The 15,831-nt window shown below is 67.6% G+C and carries 12 protein-coding genes and 1 pseudogene; 2 read left to right on the top strand and 11 right to left on the bottom strand.

Translation table 11 applies throughout. From position 1 onward, the window contains the following. Positions 1 to 3: 3 nt before the first annotated feature. From ssuD to ACWIGM_RS17290, 8 genes are all read right to left on the bottom strand, one after another. On the bottom strand, positions 4 to 1,179 hold the full coding sequence (gene ssuD, locus ACWIGM_RS17255; protein ID WP_454027189.1) for an FMNH2-dependent alkanesulfonate monooxygenase: 1,176 nt from the start codon (positions 1,177 to 1,179) through the stop codon (positions 4 to 6). A 71-nt stretch (positions 1,180 to 1,250) separates the two neighbouring features. Then, positions 1,251 to 2,480 carry an acyl-CoA dehydrogenase family protein gene (locus tag ACWIGM_RS17260; RefSeq protein WP_454027190.1) on the bottom strand — a complete coding sequence of 410 codons (1,230 nt, stop codon included), beginning with the start codon at positions 2,478 to 2,480 and terminating at the stop codon, positions 1,251 to 1,253. Positions 2,481 to 2,505: 25 nt separating this feature from the next. Then, positions 2,506 to 4,356: a copper resistance D family protein gene (locus tag ACWIGM_RS17265; protein WP_454027191.1), complete on the bottom strand. Its 1,851-nt coding sequence runs from the start codon at positions 4,354 to 4,356 to the stop codon at positions 2,506 to 2,508. A 1-nt stretch (position 4,357) separates the two neighbouring features. Beyond that, positions 4,358 to 4,705: a copper homeostasis periplasmic binding protein CopC gene (copC, locus tag ACWIGM_RS17270; protein WP_454027192.1), complete on the bottom strand. Its 348-nt coding sequence runs from the start codon at positions 4,703 to 4,705 to the stop codon at positions 4,358 to 4,360. 50 nt (positions 4,706 to 4,755) lie between these two features. Further along, positions 4,756 to 5,730, bottom strand: a complete 975-nt coding sequence (locus ACWIGM_RS17275; RefSeq protein WP_454027193.1) for an ABC transporter permease — start codon at positions 5,728 to 5,730, stop codon at positions 4,756 to 4,758. An 89-nt stretch (positions 5,731 to 5,819) separates the two neighbouring features. Beyond that, positions 5,820 to 6,842, bottom strand: coding sequence for an ABC transporter substrate-binding protein (locus ACWIGM_RS17280; RefSeq protein WP_454027194.1), 1,023 nt, complete (start codon positions 6,840 to 6,842; stop codon positions 5,820 to 5,822). Positions 6,843 to 6,885: 43 nt separating this feature from the next. Then, on the bottom strand, positions 6,886 to 7,680 hold the full coding sequence (locus tag ACWIGM_RS17285; RefSeq protein ID WP_454027195.1) for an ABC transporter ATP-binding protein: 795 nt from the start codon (positions 7,678 to 7,680) through the stop codon (positions 6,886 to 6,888). Next, positions 7,674 to 8,672 carry an ABC transporter permease gene (locus tag ACWIGM_RS17290; RefSeq protein ID WP_454027196.1) on the bottom strand — a complete coding sequence of 333 codons (999 nt, stop codon included), beginning with the start codon at positions 8,670 to 8,672 and terminating at the stop codon, positions 7,674 to 7,676. The genes ACWIGM_RS17285 and ACWIGM_RS17290 overlap by 7 nt, the downstream gene beginning before the upstream one ends. A 327-nt stretch (positions 8,673 to 8,999) precedes the next feature. Between ACWIGM_RS17290 and ACWIGM_RS17295 the strand changes: the two genes are divergently transcribed. Next, positions 9,000 to 10,238 carry an acyl-CoA dehydrogenase family protein gene (locus ACWIGM_RS17295; protein ID WP_454027197.1) on the top strand — a complete coding sequence of 413 codons (1,239 nt, stop codon included), beginning with the start codon at positions 9,000 to 9,002 and terminating at the stop codon, positions 10,236 to 10,238. 48 nt (positions 10,239 to 10,286) lie between these two features. Here the strand turns inward: ACWIGM_RS17295 and ACWIGM_RS17300 are convergent, their stop codons facing one another. Then, complete coding sequence (locus ACWIGM_RS17300) at positions 10,287 to 11,717, bottom strand: FAD-dependent oxidoreductase (RefSeq protein ID WP_454027198.1); 1,431 nt, start codon at positions 11,715 to 11,717, stop codon at positions 10,287 to 10,289. After that, positions 11,714 to 13,297 carry an ABC transporter substrate-binding protein gene (locus ACWIGM_RS17305; RefSeq protein ID WP_454027199.1) on the bottom strand — a complete coding sequence of 528 codons (1,584 nt, stop codon included), beginning with the start codon at positions 13,295 to 13,297 and terminating at the stop codon, positions 11,714 to 11,716. The genes ACWIGM_RS17300 and ACWIGM_RS17305 overlap by 4 nt, the downstream gene beginning before the upstream one ends. 224 nt (positions 13,298 to 13,521) lie before the next feature. Between ACWIGM_RS17305 and ACWIGM_RS17310 the strand changes: the two genes are divergently transcribed. Next, on the top strand, positions 13,522 to 14,709 hold the full coding sequence (locus ACWIGM_RS17310) for an LLM class flavin-dependent oxidoreductase (RefSeq protein ID WP_454027200.1): 1,188 nt from the start codon (positions 13,522 to 13,524) through the stop codon (positions 14,707 to 14,709). A gap of 72 nt (positions 14,710 to 14,781) precedes the next feature. Here the strand turns inward: ACWIGM_RS17310 and ACWIGM_RS17315 are convergent. Then, positions 14,782 to 15,828: pseudogene (locus tag ACWIGM_RS17315) on the bottom strand (aldo/keto reductase). Between the last annotated feature and the right edge of the window lie 3 nt (positions 15,829 to 15,831).

A 15,831-nucleotide genomic window follows, 5' to 3' on the forward strand; every position in this document is an offset into this window, starting at 1 on the left:
GCCTCAGGAGCCGGTGGCGCGAGCCTGCGCCGGCTTGACGTCGTTGGCGATCGTCTCGCCGAAGGGCCCGTTGTTGACGACGCCGGGCAAGCGCGGTTTGCCATGATTGAGGTCGAGCAAAGGGAAGACGAGCTCGGCGAAACGATAGGCCTCTTCCAGATGCGGGTAGCCGGAGAGGATGAAGCTGTCGATGCCGAGGCCCTGATACTCGCGGATGCGGGCCGCGACCTGCTCGGGATTGCCGACGAGCGCAGTGCCGGCGCCGCCGCGCACCAGGCCGACCCCGGCCCAGAGATTGGGCGAGATCTCCAACCTGTCGCGCCGGCCGCCATGCAGAGCCGACATTCGGCGCTGTCCTTCGGAATCCATGCGGGCGAAGGTCGCCTGCGATTTTGCGATCGTCTCGTCGTCGAGATGGCTGATCAGCCGGTTCGCCGCGGACCATGCCTCTTCCTCCGTCTCGCGGACGACGACATGCAGCCTGATGCCGAACGAGACTTTGCGGCCGGCTGCCCTGGCCGCCTTGTCGACGATATCGATCTTCTCTGCGACGGCGGCGGGCGGCTCGCCCCAGGTCAGGTATTTGTCGATCGTCTCGGCAGCGACCGCGATGCCGGCTGGCGAGGAGCCGCCGAAATAGAGTGGCGGGCCATTCTCCTGCGCCGGCGGATAGAGCAGTTGGGCGCCCTCGACCTTGAGATGCGCACCGTGATGGTCGACCGTCTCGCCGCGCAGCAGCGCCGAATAGATCGAGAGGAACTCGCGCGTGACGGCGTAGCGCTCGTCATGGTCGGCGAAGATGCCGTCGCCGGCGTTCTCAACGGGATCGCCGCCGGTGACGACGTTGATCAGCAGCCGGCCATTGCTGACGCGGTCGAGCGTCGCGGTCATGCGGGCCGCGACCGTCGGTGATTGCAGGCCGGGCCTGACGGCGACGAGGTAGCGCAGCTCCTGCGTCGTCGGCGCGACCGCCGAGGCGACGATCCAGGAATCCTCGCAGCTGCGCCCGGTCGGCAGCAGCACGCCGTAATAGCCGAGCTGGTCCGCCGCCTGCGCGACCTGGCGCAGATAGCCAAGATCAGTCTGGCGGCCGCCTTGGGCGGTGCCGAGATAGCGCCCGTCGCCATGCGTCGGCAGGAACCACAGGATATTGGCTGTCGGGGAAGGGGCGATGCTCATCGGATGGGCTTCCTGGGAACTGAAGAGGATTGGCGCGGCCGTGGCAGGTCGCGCCGGAATTACGCTGGTCTCTAGAAAAAGCCGGTCTTCGGCAGCGCGGTGCCTCTGACGACATAGGCGCCGACCGCCTGTGCCTTGTAGGAACCGGGGTTGTGCGCCGCGAGTGTGCGGGCATTGCGCCAGTGCCGGTCGAGATTGCTCTCGCGCTTGGCGGCCGAGGCCCCGCCGACATCGAAGAGCTGCGAGCCGGCGCGGATCGCAAGCTCATCGACGACGATCTTGGCCTTGGCAGCCGTGAGGGCGGCCTCATGGGCGAGGGCTTCGTCGATGACGCCGTCCTCGGCCGAAGCCGTTGCCCGGTCGAGCGCCTCGGCTGCGGCGAGCACGGTCGCTTCGGCGGCAAAGGCGGCAGCTTCAACCTGGCCGACGACCTGCTGGAGCAGGGGATCGTCCGCCGGCGTCGCGATCGGCGCGTGGGCGAAGGAGCGGCCGCGCCGGTGGAGCAAGGCGATGGCGTCCTGCGCCACGGCCCTGATGATGCCAGCGACGACTGCGGTGACGAAGATGTGCGGCAAGGTCGTGTGATAGGGCCGGGCATAGCTGCCGCCGGCCTCGTCCCATACGACCTCGTCGGCCTCGACCCGGACATTCTCGAACCGCGTCGTGCCGGTGCCGGTGAGGCGTTGGCCGACGCCATCCCAATCGTCCAGGCGGGTGATGCCGGCGCGCTCGACCGGCAGGATGGCGGAGGCCAGCCGGCCGGCCTCGTCCTGGGCGCGCACCACGACATAGTCCGCATAGAGCGTGCCGGTGCTGTAGTATTTCTCGCCGCTCAGCCGATAGCCTTCGCCATCGGCCGTCAGCAGCGTTTCGAGTGGGCTCCCGCCGACCGGCAAGGCGGTCAACTCGCCGGCGGCCAGCCCGAAGATCTTGCCGGCCACGACCTCGGCCAGCCAACGGCCGTTCTGTGGATCGAGCGCCGGCTGGGCGAAACGCTCGACGAAGCTGAAATGATTGCGCAAAGCGTGCGCGACATTCGGATCGGCGGCGCCGAGTGCGATGATCGCCTCGATCAGGTCGCGCAGCGAGCCGCCGGCTCCGCCATGGTTGAGCGGAACCCGCAAGGCGCCGAAGCGGGCGGCGCGGATCAAGTCGATCTCGGCGTAAGGATGCGTGCGGGTGCGATCGCGTTCGGAAGCGCCTTCGCCGATCCGCGCGATCAGCGCTGCCAGTTCGGGCGAGCGCGGTCCGACGGGCGCGTCTGCCGCCGCGAAATTGTCCTTGGGCGCAGCGATGTTCATGGCGGCGTGCTCCTTGCTGGGATGATCAATGACGGTGGGTGCCGATGCCACCGGCTTCGAACGGCTCGGCGACGATGCGAGTGAGTTCGTCCCGCCAGCTGGGGGACGAAGCAGCCTCGGGATCGACCGGCAAGATGCGGCTGCGCAGCCAGCCATTGGCGTCGACGAGCAGGCGCACCCCACCGAGTTTCGCCTCGTCGAGGCCAGCCATCAAAGCGAGCGCCGCGAGCGCGTCCGGCGAGCTCGACAGGCAGTCGAAGTCGTCGGGAACGGATTGACTGTCCCTGGACAGCAGCAGGACGCGTGTGAGCCTTATGTTCTCCGGAGCGGGCTCCGGATGGGTCCGAAGCTCGTCGGCGATGGTGATCTCGATCGGGCCGGAGCGGCCGAGGATGTCGCGCATCGTGCTGCTGCCGTCGCGGCAGAAGATCGGGAAGTCCGGCGTCAGCACCGGATGGCGCCAGCTTCCGCTGCGCCCGGCGGAGGTCCCGGCGACGCGGGCGCGGAAATAGTCGATCAATTGCCAGCGCTCGCGCGGCCCGAGGCCCGCGATCGTGCCATGCGGGAATGGGCTGTGGCCGATCCTGTCGAAGGTGTCCGTCAGCCAGCCATAGAGATCGCCGTCGGGGCGCTGCCAGAGCCCGTAGGGTGTCGGGTCGGAGGGATCGTCGCGCGGGCGGAAGCAGTCAGGCGTGCAGTAGCGCTTCAGCAGCGCCTCGCCGCGCAGGATCGAAGCGGCGGTGAAACCGGTCTCGGAGCGCTGGAAACTCGTCGGCCAGGCCGGCTTGGCGAGCAAGGGCAGGTTGGGGAAGGGCAGTAGCGCGATGGTGATGGCCGCCCCGAGGGGGCCGACGAGGCGGGTCCGGCGCCAGAACAGCGTCAGCAGGCCCGCACCGACGACGCTTGCCAGCACGGCTGCACGCCATAGCTCCTTGGCGAAATAGGCTTCGTCGATCCGCGACAGGTCGGGCTGGAGCGGGAAGGGCCAGGCCGGCTGCTCATGCGCTCCCGGCGGCTGGTTGGCGAGCCATGCTGCCATCGCGATCGCGCCGATTCCAAGAGCAAGCTCGATCGCGATGCTGATCAGCAGCGGGCGACGCGCGCCGGCCGATAACCTGGGCGTCAGCACGAAGCGGTTCAGGGCGGCGAGCGCCAGCAGCGCCGCGAATATCGCGGCCTTGCCCAGGAGGAGCAGGCCATAGGGCGTGCCGAGCAGGCCGCCGAGATCGCCGACCAGGGGCAGCGATTGCAGAAGCCCGGTCGCCGCGATGGTGCCGACGGCGACGAGGCCGAGCCAGGAGAAGCGACGGACCGTCGTTGCCGCGGCGACAACCGGTAACCGCGCGGCGGTAATGAACAGAGCCGGCAGTGCGCCGATCCAGAGCCCGGCGGCGGCGGTGTGCAGCGCGATCTGGATCGGCAGGGCGGGTGTCGATGCCGCAGCGGCGTGGCCGAGCCAGGGTTGCAAGGTCACGGCCGCTGCCGCCAGCAATGTGGCGAAGCCGGCTCGCCAGGGTGAGCGCAGATCGCCTGCGGCTTCGAGAATGAGCGCCAGCAATGCGAAGCGGATCAGCAGCGCATGGCCGAAAACCGTATCCATTGCGATGATGCGGGTCGCGGCGAACAGGTCGATCTCGCCGCCGCTCGCGCGCAGAGCCTGCAGCGGCAACCAGACGATGGAGGCGATCAGCGCGACGATGATCGCGTGACGCAACAGAGACCGCAGGGCAGGACGGACCCATTCGAAGGGACGCTCATCGCTGGACGAGCGCGGGATGAGAAGCGCGATCGCGAGCGTTCCGAACGCTGCGAGCGCCGCCATCAGCTCGATGCCGCGCGCCAGGCGCAGCAGGAGGTCGAGGGCGGCGCCGGCCAAGTCAGGCACTCACGGTGAAGGCGAAGCTGCCATTGGTGCGGTGGGTGTCGACCGAGGCCGCGACCCAGTCGACGGTGTAGCGGCCCGGCGCCAGCTCGCTCAGCGCGACGAGGAGCTTCTTGCCGCTGGTGTCGGCGAAACGGGCCGCGCCGCTGTCGACGCGGCGGCCGGTGGCGTCCTTCACGGTGATGCTGGAGAGCTTCTCCTCCAGCTTCTCGGTGAAGCTGATCGAGACCTCGCGCGGGGCGGTGCGGACGGTGCTGTCCACGGCCGGGCTGGCGCTGACGAGATGGGCGTGGGCTAGCGCGGGCGTGGAGCCGACGATCGCCAGCAGCGCCAGCGTGATCATGGCCTCGCGCCGCGTGGGGGAAGCGGCGGCTTCTCCGCTTGGGAATTCGGTCACCATTGCACGACGCCTTTCTGCCAGACGAGAAGCCGGTCACGGATACGGAAGAGGAGGGTGGTGAGGCCGGAGAACAGCACGGCCATGACCAGCAGCCCGGCATAGAGATGGCCATAGGCGGTCCAGCCGCGGGCCCAGTCGATGTAGTAGCCGAGCCCGGCCTTGACCCCGATCATCTCGGCGACGACCAGCACGGCGATGCCGTGGCCGAGCCCCATGAACAGGCCGACGAAGAGATGCGGCAGCGAGGCCGGGATCGCGACGCGCAGCAGCAGGAAGCGCTGGCTGGCGCCGAGCGTGCGGGCGACGTCGTAATAGGCCTTGTCGACGGCGGCGACGCCCGACCAGGTCAGGATCGTCACCGGGAACCAGGTCGCAAGCGCGACGAGGAAGACGCCGGCGCTGAAGCTCGACGGGAACAGGAACAGCACCAGCGGGATCAGCGCCGTGGTCGGGATCGGGCCGATGAAGCGCAGGATCGGGCTTGTCCAGTAGCCGACACGCCGTGTCCAGCCGGTGGCGAGGCCGGTGAGGAAGCCGGCAACCGCGCCGAAGGCGATCCCCAGCGAGAGCAGTACCAGCGAAGCCCGGATGCCTTCGAGCAGGCGCGGATAGTCGCTGGCATAAGCCTCGAGCAAGCCCTGCGCTGGCGGGAAATAGGGCAGAGGCCAATAGCCTGTCTTGGCCGAGGCGATCTGCCAGATCGAGAGTAGCACCGGCAGGGCGATCAGCCAGGGGCCGTTCTTCCTGAGCCAGCGGTCGACACCGCGCAGGCGGGCGCCGAGTCCGTAGCCGAGCAGCAATGTCGCGCCGATCAGCCATTGGCCGGCGGCGAGATGCGCGGTCAGGGCAAAGTCGCGGATGTTCGGCCAGAGCAGGGTGATCGCGCCGGCGGCGCTCCAGGCGAGCGTGGCGAAAACGAGGGTGAGGTCGCGCTGGCTGATGTCGGCCGGCGCGACTGTAACGGTCATGTCCGTGATCGCGTGATCAGTCACGGTGTCGGCATCCTGATGACGGGGAGGGTTGGCGGATGCCGGGCTGGCATCCGCCTCGGGAGACGTCAGCTGAGGACGTCGACGGTGATGCGTTCGGCCAGCGCTTTGGGATCGGTGCGCGGGCGGATGACGCCGACCGAGCGCAGGTCGTCGGCATAGAGCGCGATTTCATCGCGCAGCCGCTTGCCCGAGCCGAAATGATGTTCGTGCGTGTGGCTGCGGATGATCTCGCCGAGGATCGGCTTGGCGATCGGGCTGTAGGCGGTGAAGATCTGTGCGGCTTCGTCGGGGTTGTTCTTGACCCAGTCGGCCGCCTCCAACAGGGCGCGGGTCAGGGCCGCGCTCGCCGGCTTGTTGTTCTCGGCGAAGTCCTTGCGGACCGCGATGCCGCAGCAGGACAGGTCTTTGTAAGGATCGGTGGTGAGCAGGCCGCCGATCTCGTGCAGTCTGCCCTCATTGTTCTTGAGCACGAGGAAGATGCCGGGGTCGGCATCGACGGCTGCCTGGATCTCGCCCTTCTTGATGGCCTCGCCGAGCAGGTCGACCGGATAGACGCGCCAGTCGACCTCGTTGGCCGGGTTGATACCGGCTTTGAAGAGCTGGACCGCGAGGAAGTTCTTGCCGGCGCTCGCCATGTCGACGACGCCGATCGACTTGCCCTTCAGCGACTTGTAGTCGACCTCCTGCGAGCCCACGCCCGAGATCACCCGGATGCAGCCGCCATGCAGCGCGCCGGTGAAGCGGATGTTGATGCCCTGCTCCAGCGGCTTCAGGAAGCGCAGGATGAAGTTGACGGTGGCGTCGATCTTGCCGGAAGCGACAGCTTCGAGGCTGCCGTCGAAATTCGAGCCGAACTTGACGATCTCGACGTCGAGCCCGTGCTTGGTGAAGAAGCCCTTCTCGGCCGCCGCCGGCACCGAGATCAGGCAGATGCCGGTGCCGCTCCAGCCGAGTTTGAGCTTATGCGGCGCGCCCTGCGCCAGCGACGGCGCCGAGCCGAAGCCGGCGGCGATCGGCGCGCCGAGCGCAAGCGCTGAGCCGCCAGCGATGAGCGTGCGGCGGGAGAGAAGCGGGCTGTTGTCGGACATGGCGAAATCTCCGTGGGCGAAGGGGAAATGGGGAGTGAGGCGGCTACCAGCTGGCGTCGAGGCCGAGCAGGCCGAGGCTTTCGCGGCGCAGTTCGGCGAGGCGCGGATCGCCGCGATGGCGCGGATAGGGCAGGTCGACCGCAAAATCGGCCTTCACGCTGGCCGGCCGGTCGCTGAAGATGACGACGCGTGTGGCGAGGAACAGCGCCTCCTCGACATCATGGGTGACGAGGATCGCGGTGAAGCCCTTGCGCTGCCAGAGCGAGACCAACTCGGCCTGCATGGTCAAGCGCGTCAGCGAGTCGAGCTTGCCGAGCGGCTCGTCGAGGATGAGGATCGAGGGGTCGTTGACCAGCGCCCTCGCCAGAGCGACGCGCTGGGCCATGCCGCCCGAGAGCTGGTGCGGATAGGCATTGGCGAACTTGCTGAGGCCGACCAGAGCCAGCGTCTCGTCGACGCGCGGCCACTGCTCCTTCAGCGTGCCCTGCGCCCGCGGGCCCAGCGCGACGTTGTCGCGAACGGTCAGCCAGGGGAACAGGGTCGGATCCTGGAAGACCACGACGCGAGAGGGGTGCGGGCCGGTGATCGGCTTGCCGTCCTCGCGCAAGGCCCCGCTGCGCGGCGGCTCAAGCCCGGCGACGAGGCGCAGCAGGGTCGACTTGCCGCAACCGGAGGGGCCGAGCAACGCGATGAACTCGCCCGGCTTCACGTCGAGGCTGACATGGTCGAGCACCGGCAGGACCGAGCCGTCGAGATCGAAGGCGTGGCTGACCTTGTCGATGGCGAGCGAGGCGCCGGCGATCGGCCGGGCCGCGGGCTGCAGAGCGAGCGCTACCATTGGACGAGACCCTTCTGCCAGGAGAGGACGCGGTCGCGCAGGCGGAACAGCAGGGTGATCGAGCCTGAGCAGAGCAGGGCCAGCACGACGAGCGCGGCATAGACATTGGCGTAGGAAGCCCAGCCCTGGGCCCATTGCATGTAGAAGCCGATGCCGGCCTTCACCCCGACCAGCTCGGCCACCATCAACACCGAGAAGGCTGAGCCCAGCGCCATGAACAGCCCGACGAAGACATGCGGCAGCGCGGCGGGAATGGCGACGCGCAGGATCAGGAAGCCGGGCCTGGCGCCGAGCGTGCGGGCGACGTCGTAATAGCGGCTGTTGACGCTGGCGATGCCCGACCAGGTCAGCACCGTCACCGGAAAACCGGTCGCCAGCGCGATCAGGAAGATGCTGGCGCTCCAGCTCGACGGAAAGGCGAAGAAGGCGATCGGCAGCCAGGCGGTGGCCGGCAGCGGCCCGATGAAGCGCAGCACCGGATGCACCCAGTAGCCGGCCTGACGCGACCAGCCGATGGCGACGCCGGTGAGGAAGCCGAGCACCGCGCCGACGACAAAGCCGGTGACCAGCAGCTTCATTGAGGCGAAGACGCTGGCGCCCAGCGTCGCATAGTCTTCCGTATAGACCTCGAGCAGGGCCTGCGGCGGCGGGAAGAACGGCAGGGGCAGCCAGCCGAACTTGGCCGAGGCGAGCTGCCAGAGCGTCAGTGCGGCGCCCGACGCGGTCGCCCAGGGGCCGGCCTCGCGGATCCAGTCGCCAGCCCGCGGCAGCCAGCGGCCGGCAAGGGTCAGGCTGATGAAGCCGGCCGCGAAGATCGCTGCGCCGAGCGCGAAGCGACGCGTCTCCAGCCAATCGCTGACATCGGGCCAGGCGACGGCGCTGATGGCGACCGCAGCCCAGGCTAATCCGGCGCTCAGGCCGGACCAGGCGGGCGGACGTGGCTGCTGCCGCTCGCGCAGGAGATGGAGGGAGGTGTCGGCTAGGGTCGTCATGAGCCTCGATCGCGTGCTGGCGGAACCGCAGGCCTGCCGATCCGCAGGCCGAATACCGTTAGGCTAGCAGCGAGACGATATTAGTCTATAAAATAGATAATCTAATTTCACGCCACGCTTGGGATAGGATTTCATCGACGCGGTCTCGTGCTATCGATAATTTCCGTTCGCGCGAGCAGTAAGAACGAGACGTGCCGCATTCCCGAGCCAAGGTCGGCATTCGTAAGTTTGATCTCTAAATTAGTAGACTATTGACATCGCGCTGTGCAGCATGCGCTCTGGGATGGGGCGGCTGCAGTCGTCCATTGATCAGATGGAGCTGCCGATATGACGCGAGCGGGAACCGCCGCCCTGAAGCGCGACGAGAAGCTGGCCGGGCCAGGGCGGGAAGAGTTGCTGGCTCGCTTGCCGGAGCTGGCGCGGCGTCTCGCCATCGGAGCCTCCGAACGCGAGCAGCGGCGCGAGCTGCCGCATGAGAGCTTCCGCCTGTTCCGCGAATCCGGCCTCGGTGCCTTGCGCGTGCCGACCCGTCTCGGCGGTCCCGGCGGGAGCCTGCGCGACCTGTTCGAAGTCATCGTCACGCTCGCCGCGGCCGACCCCAACGTGGCGCATGCATTGCGCTCGCATTTCAATTTCACCGAGACCCACGTCCTGGGCGAGGACACGCCGCGCTCGCGCGAGCTGCTGGGTCTCGTGCTGGATGGCGCGCTGTTTGCGGGCGCTTCGACCGAGCTCGGCACCGCCAAGCCGGGGCAGGTGACGACGCGTCTCCTTCGCGACGGCGATGGCTTCCGGCTGGTCGGGCGCAAATTCTACGCGACGGGCACGGCCTTTGCCGGCTACGCGGTCTTCAGCGCCCAGGATGAGCAGGAGAGGCCGGTCGGCGTGCTGGTGCCGACCAGCCGGGCCGGCATCACTGTCCATGACGACTGGGACGGGATGGGGCAGCGCCTGACCGCCAGCGGCAGCGTCACGCTCGACGATGTCGTGGTGCATCCAGGCGAGGTCACCTACCGCCAACTCGGCCTGGCGATCGGGCGGCACACCTCGTCGCTGCGCCAGCTGCATCTGGTCTCCTGTGCTGCCGGTATTGTCCGCAACATCGTCAGCGATGCCGTCGCCTATGCGCAGCGCGATGCGCGCGCGGCCCTGCACAGCGCGGCCGAGACCGGGCGCCAGGACCCCTTCGTGCAGCAGGTGGTCGGCGAGCTCTCCGCCGCCTCCTTCGCCATCGACGCTGCCATCGCGGCTGCCGCTGCAGCGCTAGACCGCTCGGCCGAGGGCCTCGCCCGCAATGTGCCGGAGCTCGACGATCTCCTGCTGGCGGGTTCGCTGGCCGTGTCGCGCACGCAGATCGCCGTCTATCCGCAGGCGTTGAAGGCGGCGGAGACGCTGTTCGAGACGGGAGGCGGCTCGACCACGGCGAGCCGCTATAATTTCGACCGCCATTGGCGCAACATCCGCACGCTCTCGACGCATAATCCGCTGCGCCAGAAGGCGCGCGCCATCGGCGACTATGTCATCAACGACGAAACGACCTTTCTCAAGGCAGGGCGGGTGTTCTGATCGCAGGCACCGGGCTTTTCGAAGAAAGCCCGGTGCCAGATCGTAGCCCTATTCGGCAGCCTGCCGCGCGCCGCTCCAGACGGCCGAGCGCCAGGTCTCCTCGCCGAACTCCGGTGCGATACCGGAGACAAAGCGCGTCTGGTGGTGCTCGATATCGGCAAAGAACAAGTCGCGGCCGATCGCCGAGACCACGGCCGGCACGTCACGGCGGATCGAGGGCACGTCGCCGATCGGCAAGCCGAAGCTGACGAATCCGCCGGGATTGTAGACGTGGATGTTGCGGAGCTGCGGCGACGCGCCCGGTGTCTTCTCCAGCAGCTCATGCCCGAAGCCGAGATAGGGATGGGCGCCGAGATCCTCGTCCCGTTCGGCCTCCGGCGGGGCATAGCGATCGCGCCAGAGCAGGACGTCGCCGGCGATCTCGGCGAGCTCGGGCCGGCGGGCCAGATCGACCCGGAAGCCGGTGCCGGCGATGGCGAAGTCGAAATAGAACTTGCCGGCGGCCAGCTCGACCGCGATGCGGTCATCCTCTTCACGGACTTGCTGCCAGCCCGCCGCTAGATGGATGTGGAAGTTTGCGAAACGCACGGCGCGCTCGATTGCGTCCGGCGTCGGCGTCGAACCGGCATCGCGGAAGCGGAAAGCTTGTCGCCAGCGGGTCGCGTCCGGCAAATGCCGATAATTGTCATAGGCGCCGGGATAGCCGCGCACGCGCGACACCGGAGTGGCCGCGATATGGTCGCGACGGGCGAAGAGGTGGACCTCGCGCGCGCCTGCTTCCAGCGCCGCGCCGGCAGCGTCGAAGGCCGAAGCAGCGGCACCGAGCACCGCGACGGACTTGCCGCGCAGCGCGGCGAGGTCGATGACCTCCGATGTATGGGCACGCAGATGCGACGGCAGGGCTTCCAGCACCGCTGGCAGATACGGGTAGCCGCTGCCGGCGACGCCGCTGCCGAGGATGACCTTGCGGGCGGTCTCGATCGTCCGCTGCCCGTCGATATCGAGATGCAGCCGCAGATGATCGGCGGCAGGCTCAATCCGCAGCAATCGCGTGCGGTAGCGGATCTGCAGGCCCAGCGTCGCGCGGAACCAGGAGAGATATTCCGCCCAGTCGAGGCGCGGGATGCGGACGAGGTCGGCATAGGCCTGCTTGCCATGGCGGGCCTCGTACCAGGCCTGGAAGCTCAGGCCCTGCACGCCGAGCTCGGGCCCCGCCAGGTTCTTCGGCGTCCGCAGCAGGTTCATCCGCGCCCGTGTCAGCCATACGCCGGAGCTGGCCTCGTCGGAAGCGGCGTCGATGACGCTGATCCGGCGGATGCCGGCGCGTTGCAGCGCGAAGGCGAAGGTCGCGCCGGTATGGCCGCCGCCGACGATGACGACGTCATGGTCGATGCCGTCCCGCGTCGGGACCCAGTTGTCGGGGAAGGGACCGAGCAGGCGCAGTGCTTCGCTGGCGGAGGAAGAAGGCAGGTCGGTCATTGCTCGATCCAGACATCGGCGAGGTTGCCATTGAGCCCGTCGGCGCCGACCGTGTGGTCCTTAACCTTGCGGTTGTAGATCGTCAGGTTGGCGAGGGTCTGCAGCGTGATCGAGGGCACTTCCTCGGCGACGATCTGCTGGAAACGGGCGAATTGCTGCTTGCGCTTGGCCGGGTCGAGCTCGACGGTCGCGGCCTCGAGCAGGGCGTCGATCTCCGGGTTGTTGATGCCGGAGCCGTTCGAGAACGGCACGCCCTTCTTGAAGTTCTTCGACCAGTAGAGCCGCTGCACGCCGACCGTCGGGTCGAAGGTGTTGCCCATCGAGTTGTTGGTGAAGTCGAAGTCGCGCTCGGTGTAGACGCGGCGGATATAGGTGGCGAAGTCCTGCGAGCGAATGGTGATCTCGATCCCGACCTTCGAGAGCGCCTGGCGCAAATAGTCGGCGGTGCGGCGATAGCCGTCGCCATAGGGCAGGAAGTCGTGATTGAGGCGGAAGCGCACACCATCGGCGCCGCGCTTGAACCCGGCCTCGTCGAGCAATTGCTCGGCCTTCTTCGGATCGAAGGCGTAGGGCTTCACGGACGGGTCGTGGAAGCGGGTGAGCCGGGCGCTGATCGGCGTCGCGGTCGGCTCGCCATAGCCGTACCAGACGGTGTTCAGGATGACGCGCTTGTCGATCGCATGGGCGATGGCGCGGCGCACGCGTACGTCCTTGAGGTATTTGTTCTCGAAGTTGAACTCGATGCGCTGCACCGACGGGCTGTAGGAATAGCCCTTCTCCTCGATGCCGATGCGCGGATCGTTCTTCAGCCTGTCGAGTTCGGAGAGCGGCACCGGCGTCTCGCCGCCGAGATCGACCGTGCCGGATTCGAAGGCGACGGCGCGGGCGGCGGCATCGGGAATGAACTTCACCACCAGCCGGTCGACATAGGGCTTGGGCTTGTCCCAATAGTTCGGGTTGCGCTCGTAGACGACATGGCTGCCGCGCACCCATTCCTTGAAGATGTAAGGGCCGGTGCCGACCGGGGCATTGGTCTTCGGGTTGGTCGACGGATCGGTACCTTCATAGAGGTGCCTGGGCACGATCGGCGACTCCGAAGCCGCGAAGGCGCTGATCAGATAGGGCGCCGGCTTCGACAGCACGACCACCGCCCTCAGCGGGTCCGGCGTCTCGACGGTGACGACATTGGCGAAGGTGCCGCGCCCGCGCGGGTGATACTGCTTGAGGATGGCGATCGAGGTGGCGACGTCGGCCGAGGTGAAGGGCTTGCCGTCATGCCAGAGCACGCCCTCGCGCAGCTTGAACGAGTAGCGCAGCCCGTCCTCGCTGATTGCCCACTCCGTTGCGAGCTGCGGCTTTGGTGTCAGGTCGTGGTCATAGGTCAGCAGCCCCTCCAGCACCTTGCCGCTGACCTTGGTCGAGGGACCGGCTGTGTGGGCGATGGTGGAGAGCGCCGGCGGTTCGGGCTCGACCAGCATGTTCAGCGTGCCGCCGCGCTTGGGCTGCGCCAGGGCGGCTGAGAGGGGCAGGACGGCCGCCAGGACGGCGGCGACGATCGTGGTCAGGAGGCGCGCGGACATGGCCTTGCTCTGCGATGCGAGGGGAATGGCCAAGCCTAGGATGGCTGTCGTTTGGCAGGCAATATAGTATACTAGAAAAATAGACTAATTTGACGAGAGCATATGGAAAGAAGCGCTTTTCTCGCCGTGATAGCCTGCCGGGAGGGCAGTGGTCGCTGATTTTTGAGCTTCGGTTCGGGGAGCGGCCTGCTCGATTAATCCCTCACGCCGATCGGAGATTGCTGATGACCGCGCTCGCCGAAGACCGGGCCGGCCCGCCACTGCGCCGGCAGACCGACTATCCCGACAGCCCGCTCTCGCGTGCACTGAAGCAGCCGCTGCTGCTCGGGCTGTTTCTCAATCTGCAGGACATCCGCTTCTCGGATCTGCCGACGAGTTCGACCTGGACCTTCGACTACAATGCCGAGGTGGTGAAGCGCGCCGATGCGCTCGGCTTCGAGATCGCCTTCAGCCGCACGCAATGGCTGCCCAAGGGCGGCTATGACGGCGACGCCTCGCTCGATGCCTTCGTCGCGCTCGGCGCCATGGCGGCGATCACGAAGAACATCCTGCTGATCTCGACGATCCATGTGCTCTACGGGCCGTGGCACCCGCTGCATCTCGGCAAGCTCGGCGCGACGCTCGATCACATCAGCAAGGGCCGCTGGGGCATCAACATCGTCACCGGCCACCGCGCCGTCGAGCACGAGATGTTCGGCCGCCAGCGCATCGAGCACGACAAGCGCTATCTGATGGCGGACGAGCTCTTCGACGTGCTGAGCCGGCTGTGGAGCGAGGACGAGAACTATTCCTACGAGGGGCGCCTCAACCCCTGGCGGCTGCACGATGCTTGGATCACGCCGAAGCCGCTCTACGGCCGCCCGATCCTGGTCAACGCCACCGGCTCGCCGGCCGGCATCGACTTCGCCGCCAAGCATTCCGACCTTGTCTTCATCACCTCGCCGGGCGGCTCGCATATCGACAGCGCGCTGGCGACGCTGCCGCCGCATATCGCCGCGATCAAGGACCGGGCGCGCGCCTTCGGCCGCGAGGCCAAGACGCTGATCAACCCGATCATCGTCTCGCGGGATACGGAGGCCGAGGCGCAGGCCTATGCGCAGGCGATCCATGACAACAAGCCGGTGCTGACGGGGCCTACCTTCGCCGCGCATGGCAAGGGCACCAACCAGGGCTATGACAGCGACGCCCACGCCTGGCGCGGCCGAGCCGATGCTGCCAACAAGCAGGGGCTGGGGCTCGGCGGCAATATCGAGATCATCGGCTCGCCCGAGCAGGTCGTCGACAAGATCGCCGCGCTGCATGCGATTGGCATCGACGGGCTGCAGATCAATTTCTACGACTTCAAGGCCGACTTCGACCATTTCGAGGAGCGCATCCTGCCGCTGCTGAAGCAGCGGGGTCTGCGGCTCTGAGGCAGGCGCTCGCGCATTGAAAAAGCCCCGCAGAGCTGGTCTGCGGGGCTTTCGTTCGTTATGGGCGCTGCCTCAGGCCGCCTTCTGTGCGACGGCCGCAGCCGCCTCGGCAAACTGGCGCGGCACCCGGCCTTCCGGCGGGTGGCTCGGATCGTTCCAGCCATGGGTCGAGGCGTGGCCGGGCGGCACGAGGCTGTCGACGAAGGCCTCGTCCTCGGCGGTGAGGCGATAGTTCAGCGCCGGCAGGTAGCTGTCCCATTGCGCTTCGGTCCGCGGTCCGGCGATGGCAGAGGTAACGAGCCGGTTGTGCAGCACCCAGGCGAGAGCGAAGTCGAGCGCGGAGATGCCGCGGGCGGCGGCGTGGCGCTGGATGCGCTGGGCGATGTCGAGCGATTCCGGGCGGTACTCGGTGTTGAGGATGCGCGGATCCTTGCGGCCGGCGCGGCTGTCGGGGGCGGGGTCGGCGCCCGGCTGATACTTTCCGGTGAGCACGCCGCGGGCCAGCGGGCTGTAGGAGATCACGCCCAGCCCGTTGAAGGCCGCAGCCGGCAGTTGCTCGGCTTCGGCGGTGCGGGTGACGATGTTGTAGAGCGGCTGGCTGACCACTGGGCGGTCGATGCCGTACTGATCGGCGAGATGGGCGACTTCGCTGATGCGAAAGCCGCGGAAGTTCGAGACGCCGAAATAGCGCAGCTTGCCCTGGCGGATCAGGTCGGCGATGGCGCGCACAGCTTAGCTGAGCGGCTCGTCGAACGGAGCGCGGTGGAAATAGAGGATGTCGATATAGTCGGTGCCGAGCCGCTTCAGGCTGGCCTCGACATTCTCGACGATCCATTTGCGCGAGATGCCGCGCTGGTTGGGGCCGTCGCCGAGCGCGTTGGCGAATTTGGTCGCCAACACCCAGTGGTCGCGTTGCCTGGCGATACCCCGTCCGGTGATCCGCTCGGACTCGCCCTTGCTGTACGCGTCGGCGGTGTCGATCGAGTTGATGCCCTGGTCGCGTGCCTTGTCGATGATACGGTGCGAGGTGGCCTCATCGGTCTCGCGGCCGAACATCATGGTGCCCAGCGTCAGCGGCGAGACACGCAGGGCCGAGCGCCCGAGATGGCGATAATCGATGGC

This window comes from Allobosea sp. NPDC055332 (assembly GCF_053645455.1).

Bases quoted from the DNA above. Each gene is read 5' to 3' on its own strand.
- ssuD (WP_454027189.1), bottom strand. From the start codon at position 1,179: ATGAGCATCGCCCCTTCCCCGACAGCCAATATCCTGTGGTTCCTGCCG.
- ACWIGM_RS17260 (WP_454027190.1), bottom strand. From the start codon at position 2,480: ATGAACATCGCTGCGCCCAAGGACAATTTCGCGGCGGCAGACGCGCCC.
- copC (WP_454027192.1), bottom strand. From the start codon at position 4,705: ATGATCACGCTGGCGCTGCTGGCGATCGTCGGCTCCACGCCCGCGCTA.
- ACWIGM_RS17275 (WP_454027193.1), bottom strand. From the start codon at position 5,730: ATGACCGTTACAGTCGCGCCGGCCGACATCAGCCAGCGCGACCTCACC.
- ACWIGM_RS17280 (WP_454027194.1), bottom strand. From the start codon at position 6,842: ATGTCCGACAACAGCCCGCTTCTCTCCCGCCGCACGCTCATCGCTGGC.
- ACWIGM_RS17285 (WP_454027195.1), bottom strand. From the start codon at position 7,680: ATGGTAGCGCTCGCTCTGCAGCCCGCGGCCCGGCCGATCGCCGGCGCC.
- ACWIGM_RS17290 (WP_454027196.1), bottom strand. From the start codon at position 8,672: ATGACGACCCTAGCCGACACCTCCCTCCATCTCCTGCGCGAGCGGCAG.
- ACWIGM_RS17295 (WP_454027197.1), top strand. From the start codon at position 9,000: ATGACGCGAGCGGGAACCGCCGCCCTGAAGCGCGACGAGAAGCTGGCC.
- ACWIGM_RS17300 (WP_454027198.1), bottom strand. From the start codon at position 11,717: ATGACCGACCTGCCTTCTTCCTCCGCCAGCGAAGCACTGCGCCTGCTC.
- ACWIGM_RS17305 (WP_454027199.1), bottom strand. From the start codon at position 13,297: ATGTCCGCGCGCCTCCTGACCACGATCGTCGCCGCCGTCCTGGCGGCC.
- ACWIGM_RS17310 (WP_454027200.1), top strand. From the start codon at position 13,522: ATGACCGCGCTCGCCGAAGACCGGGCCGGCCCGCCACTGCGCCGGCAG.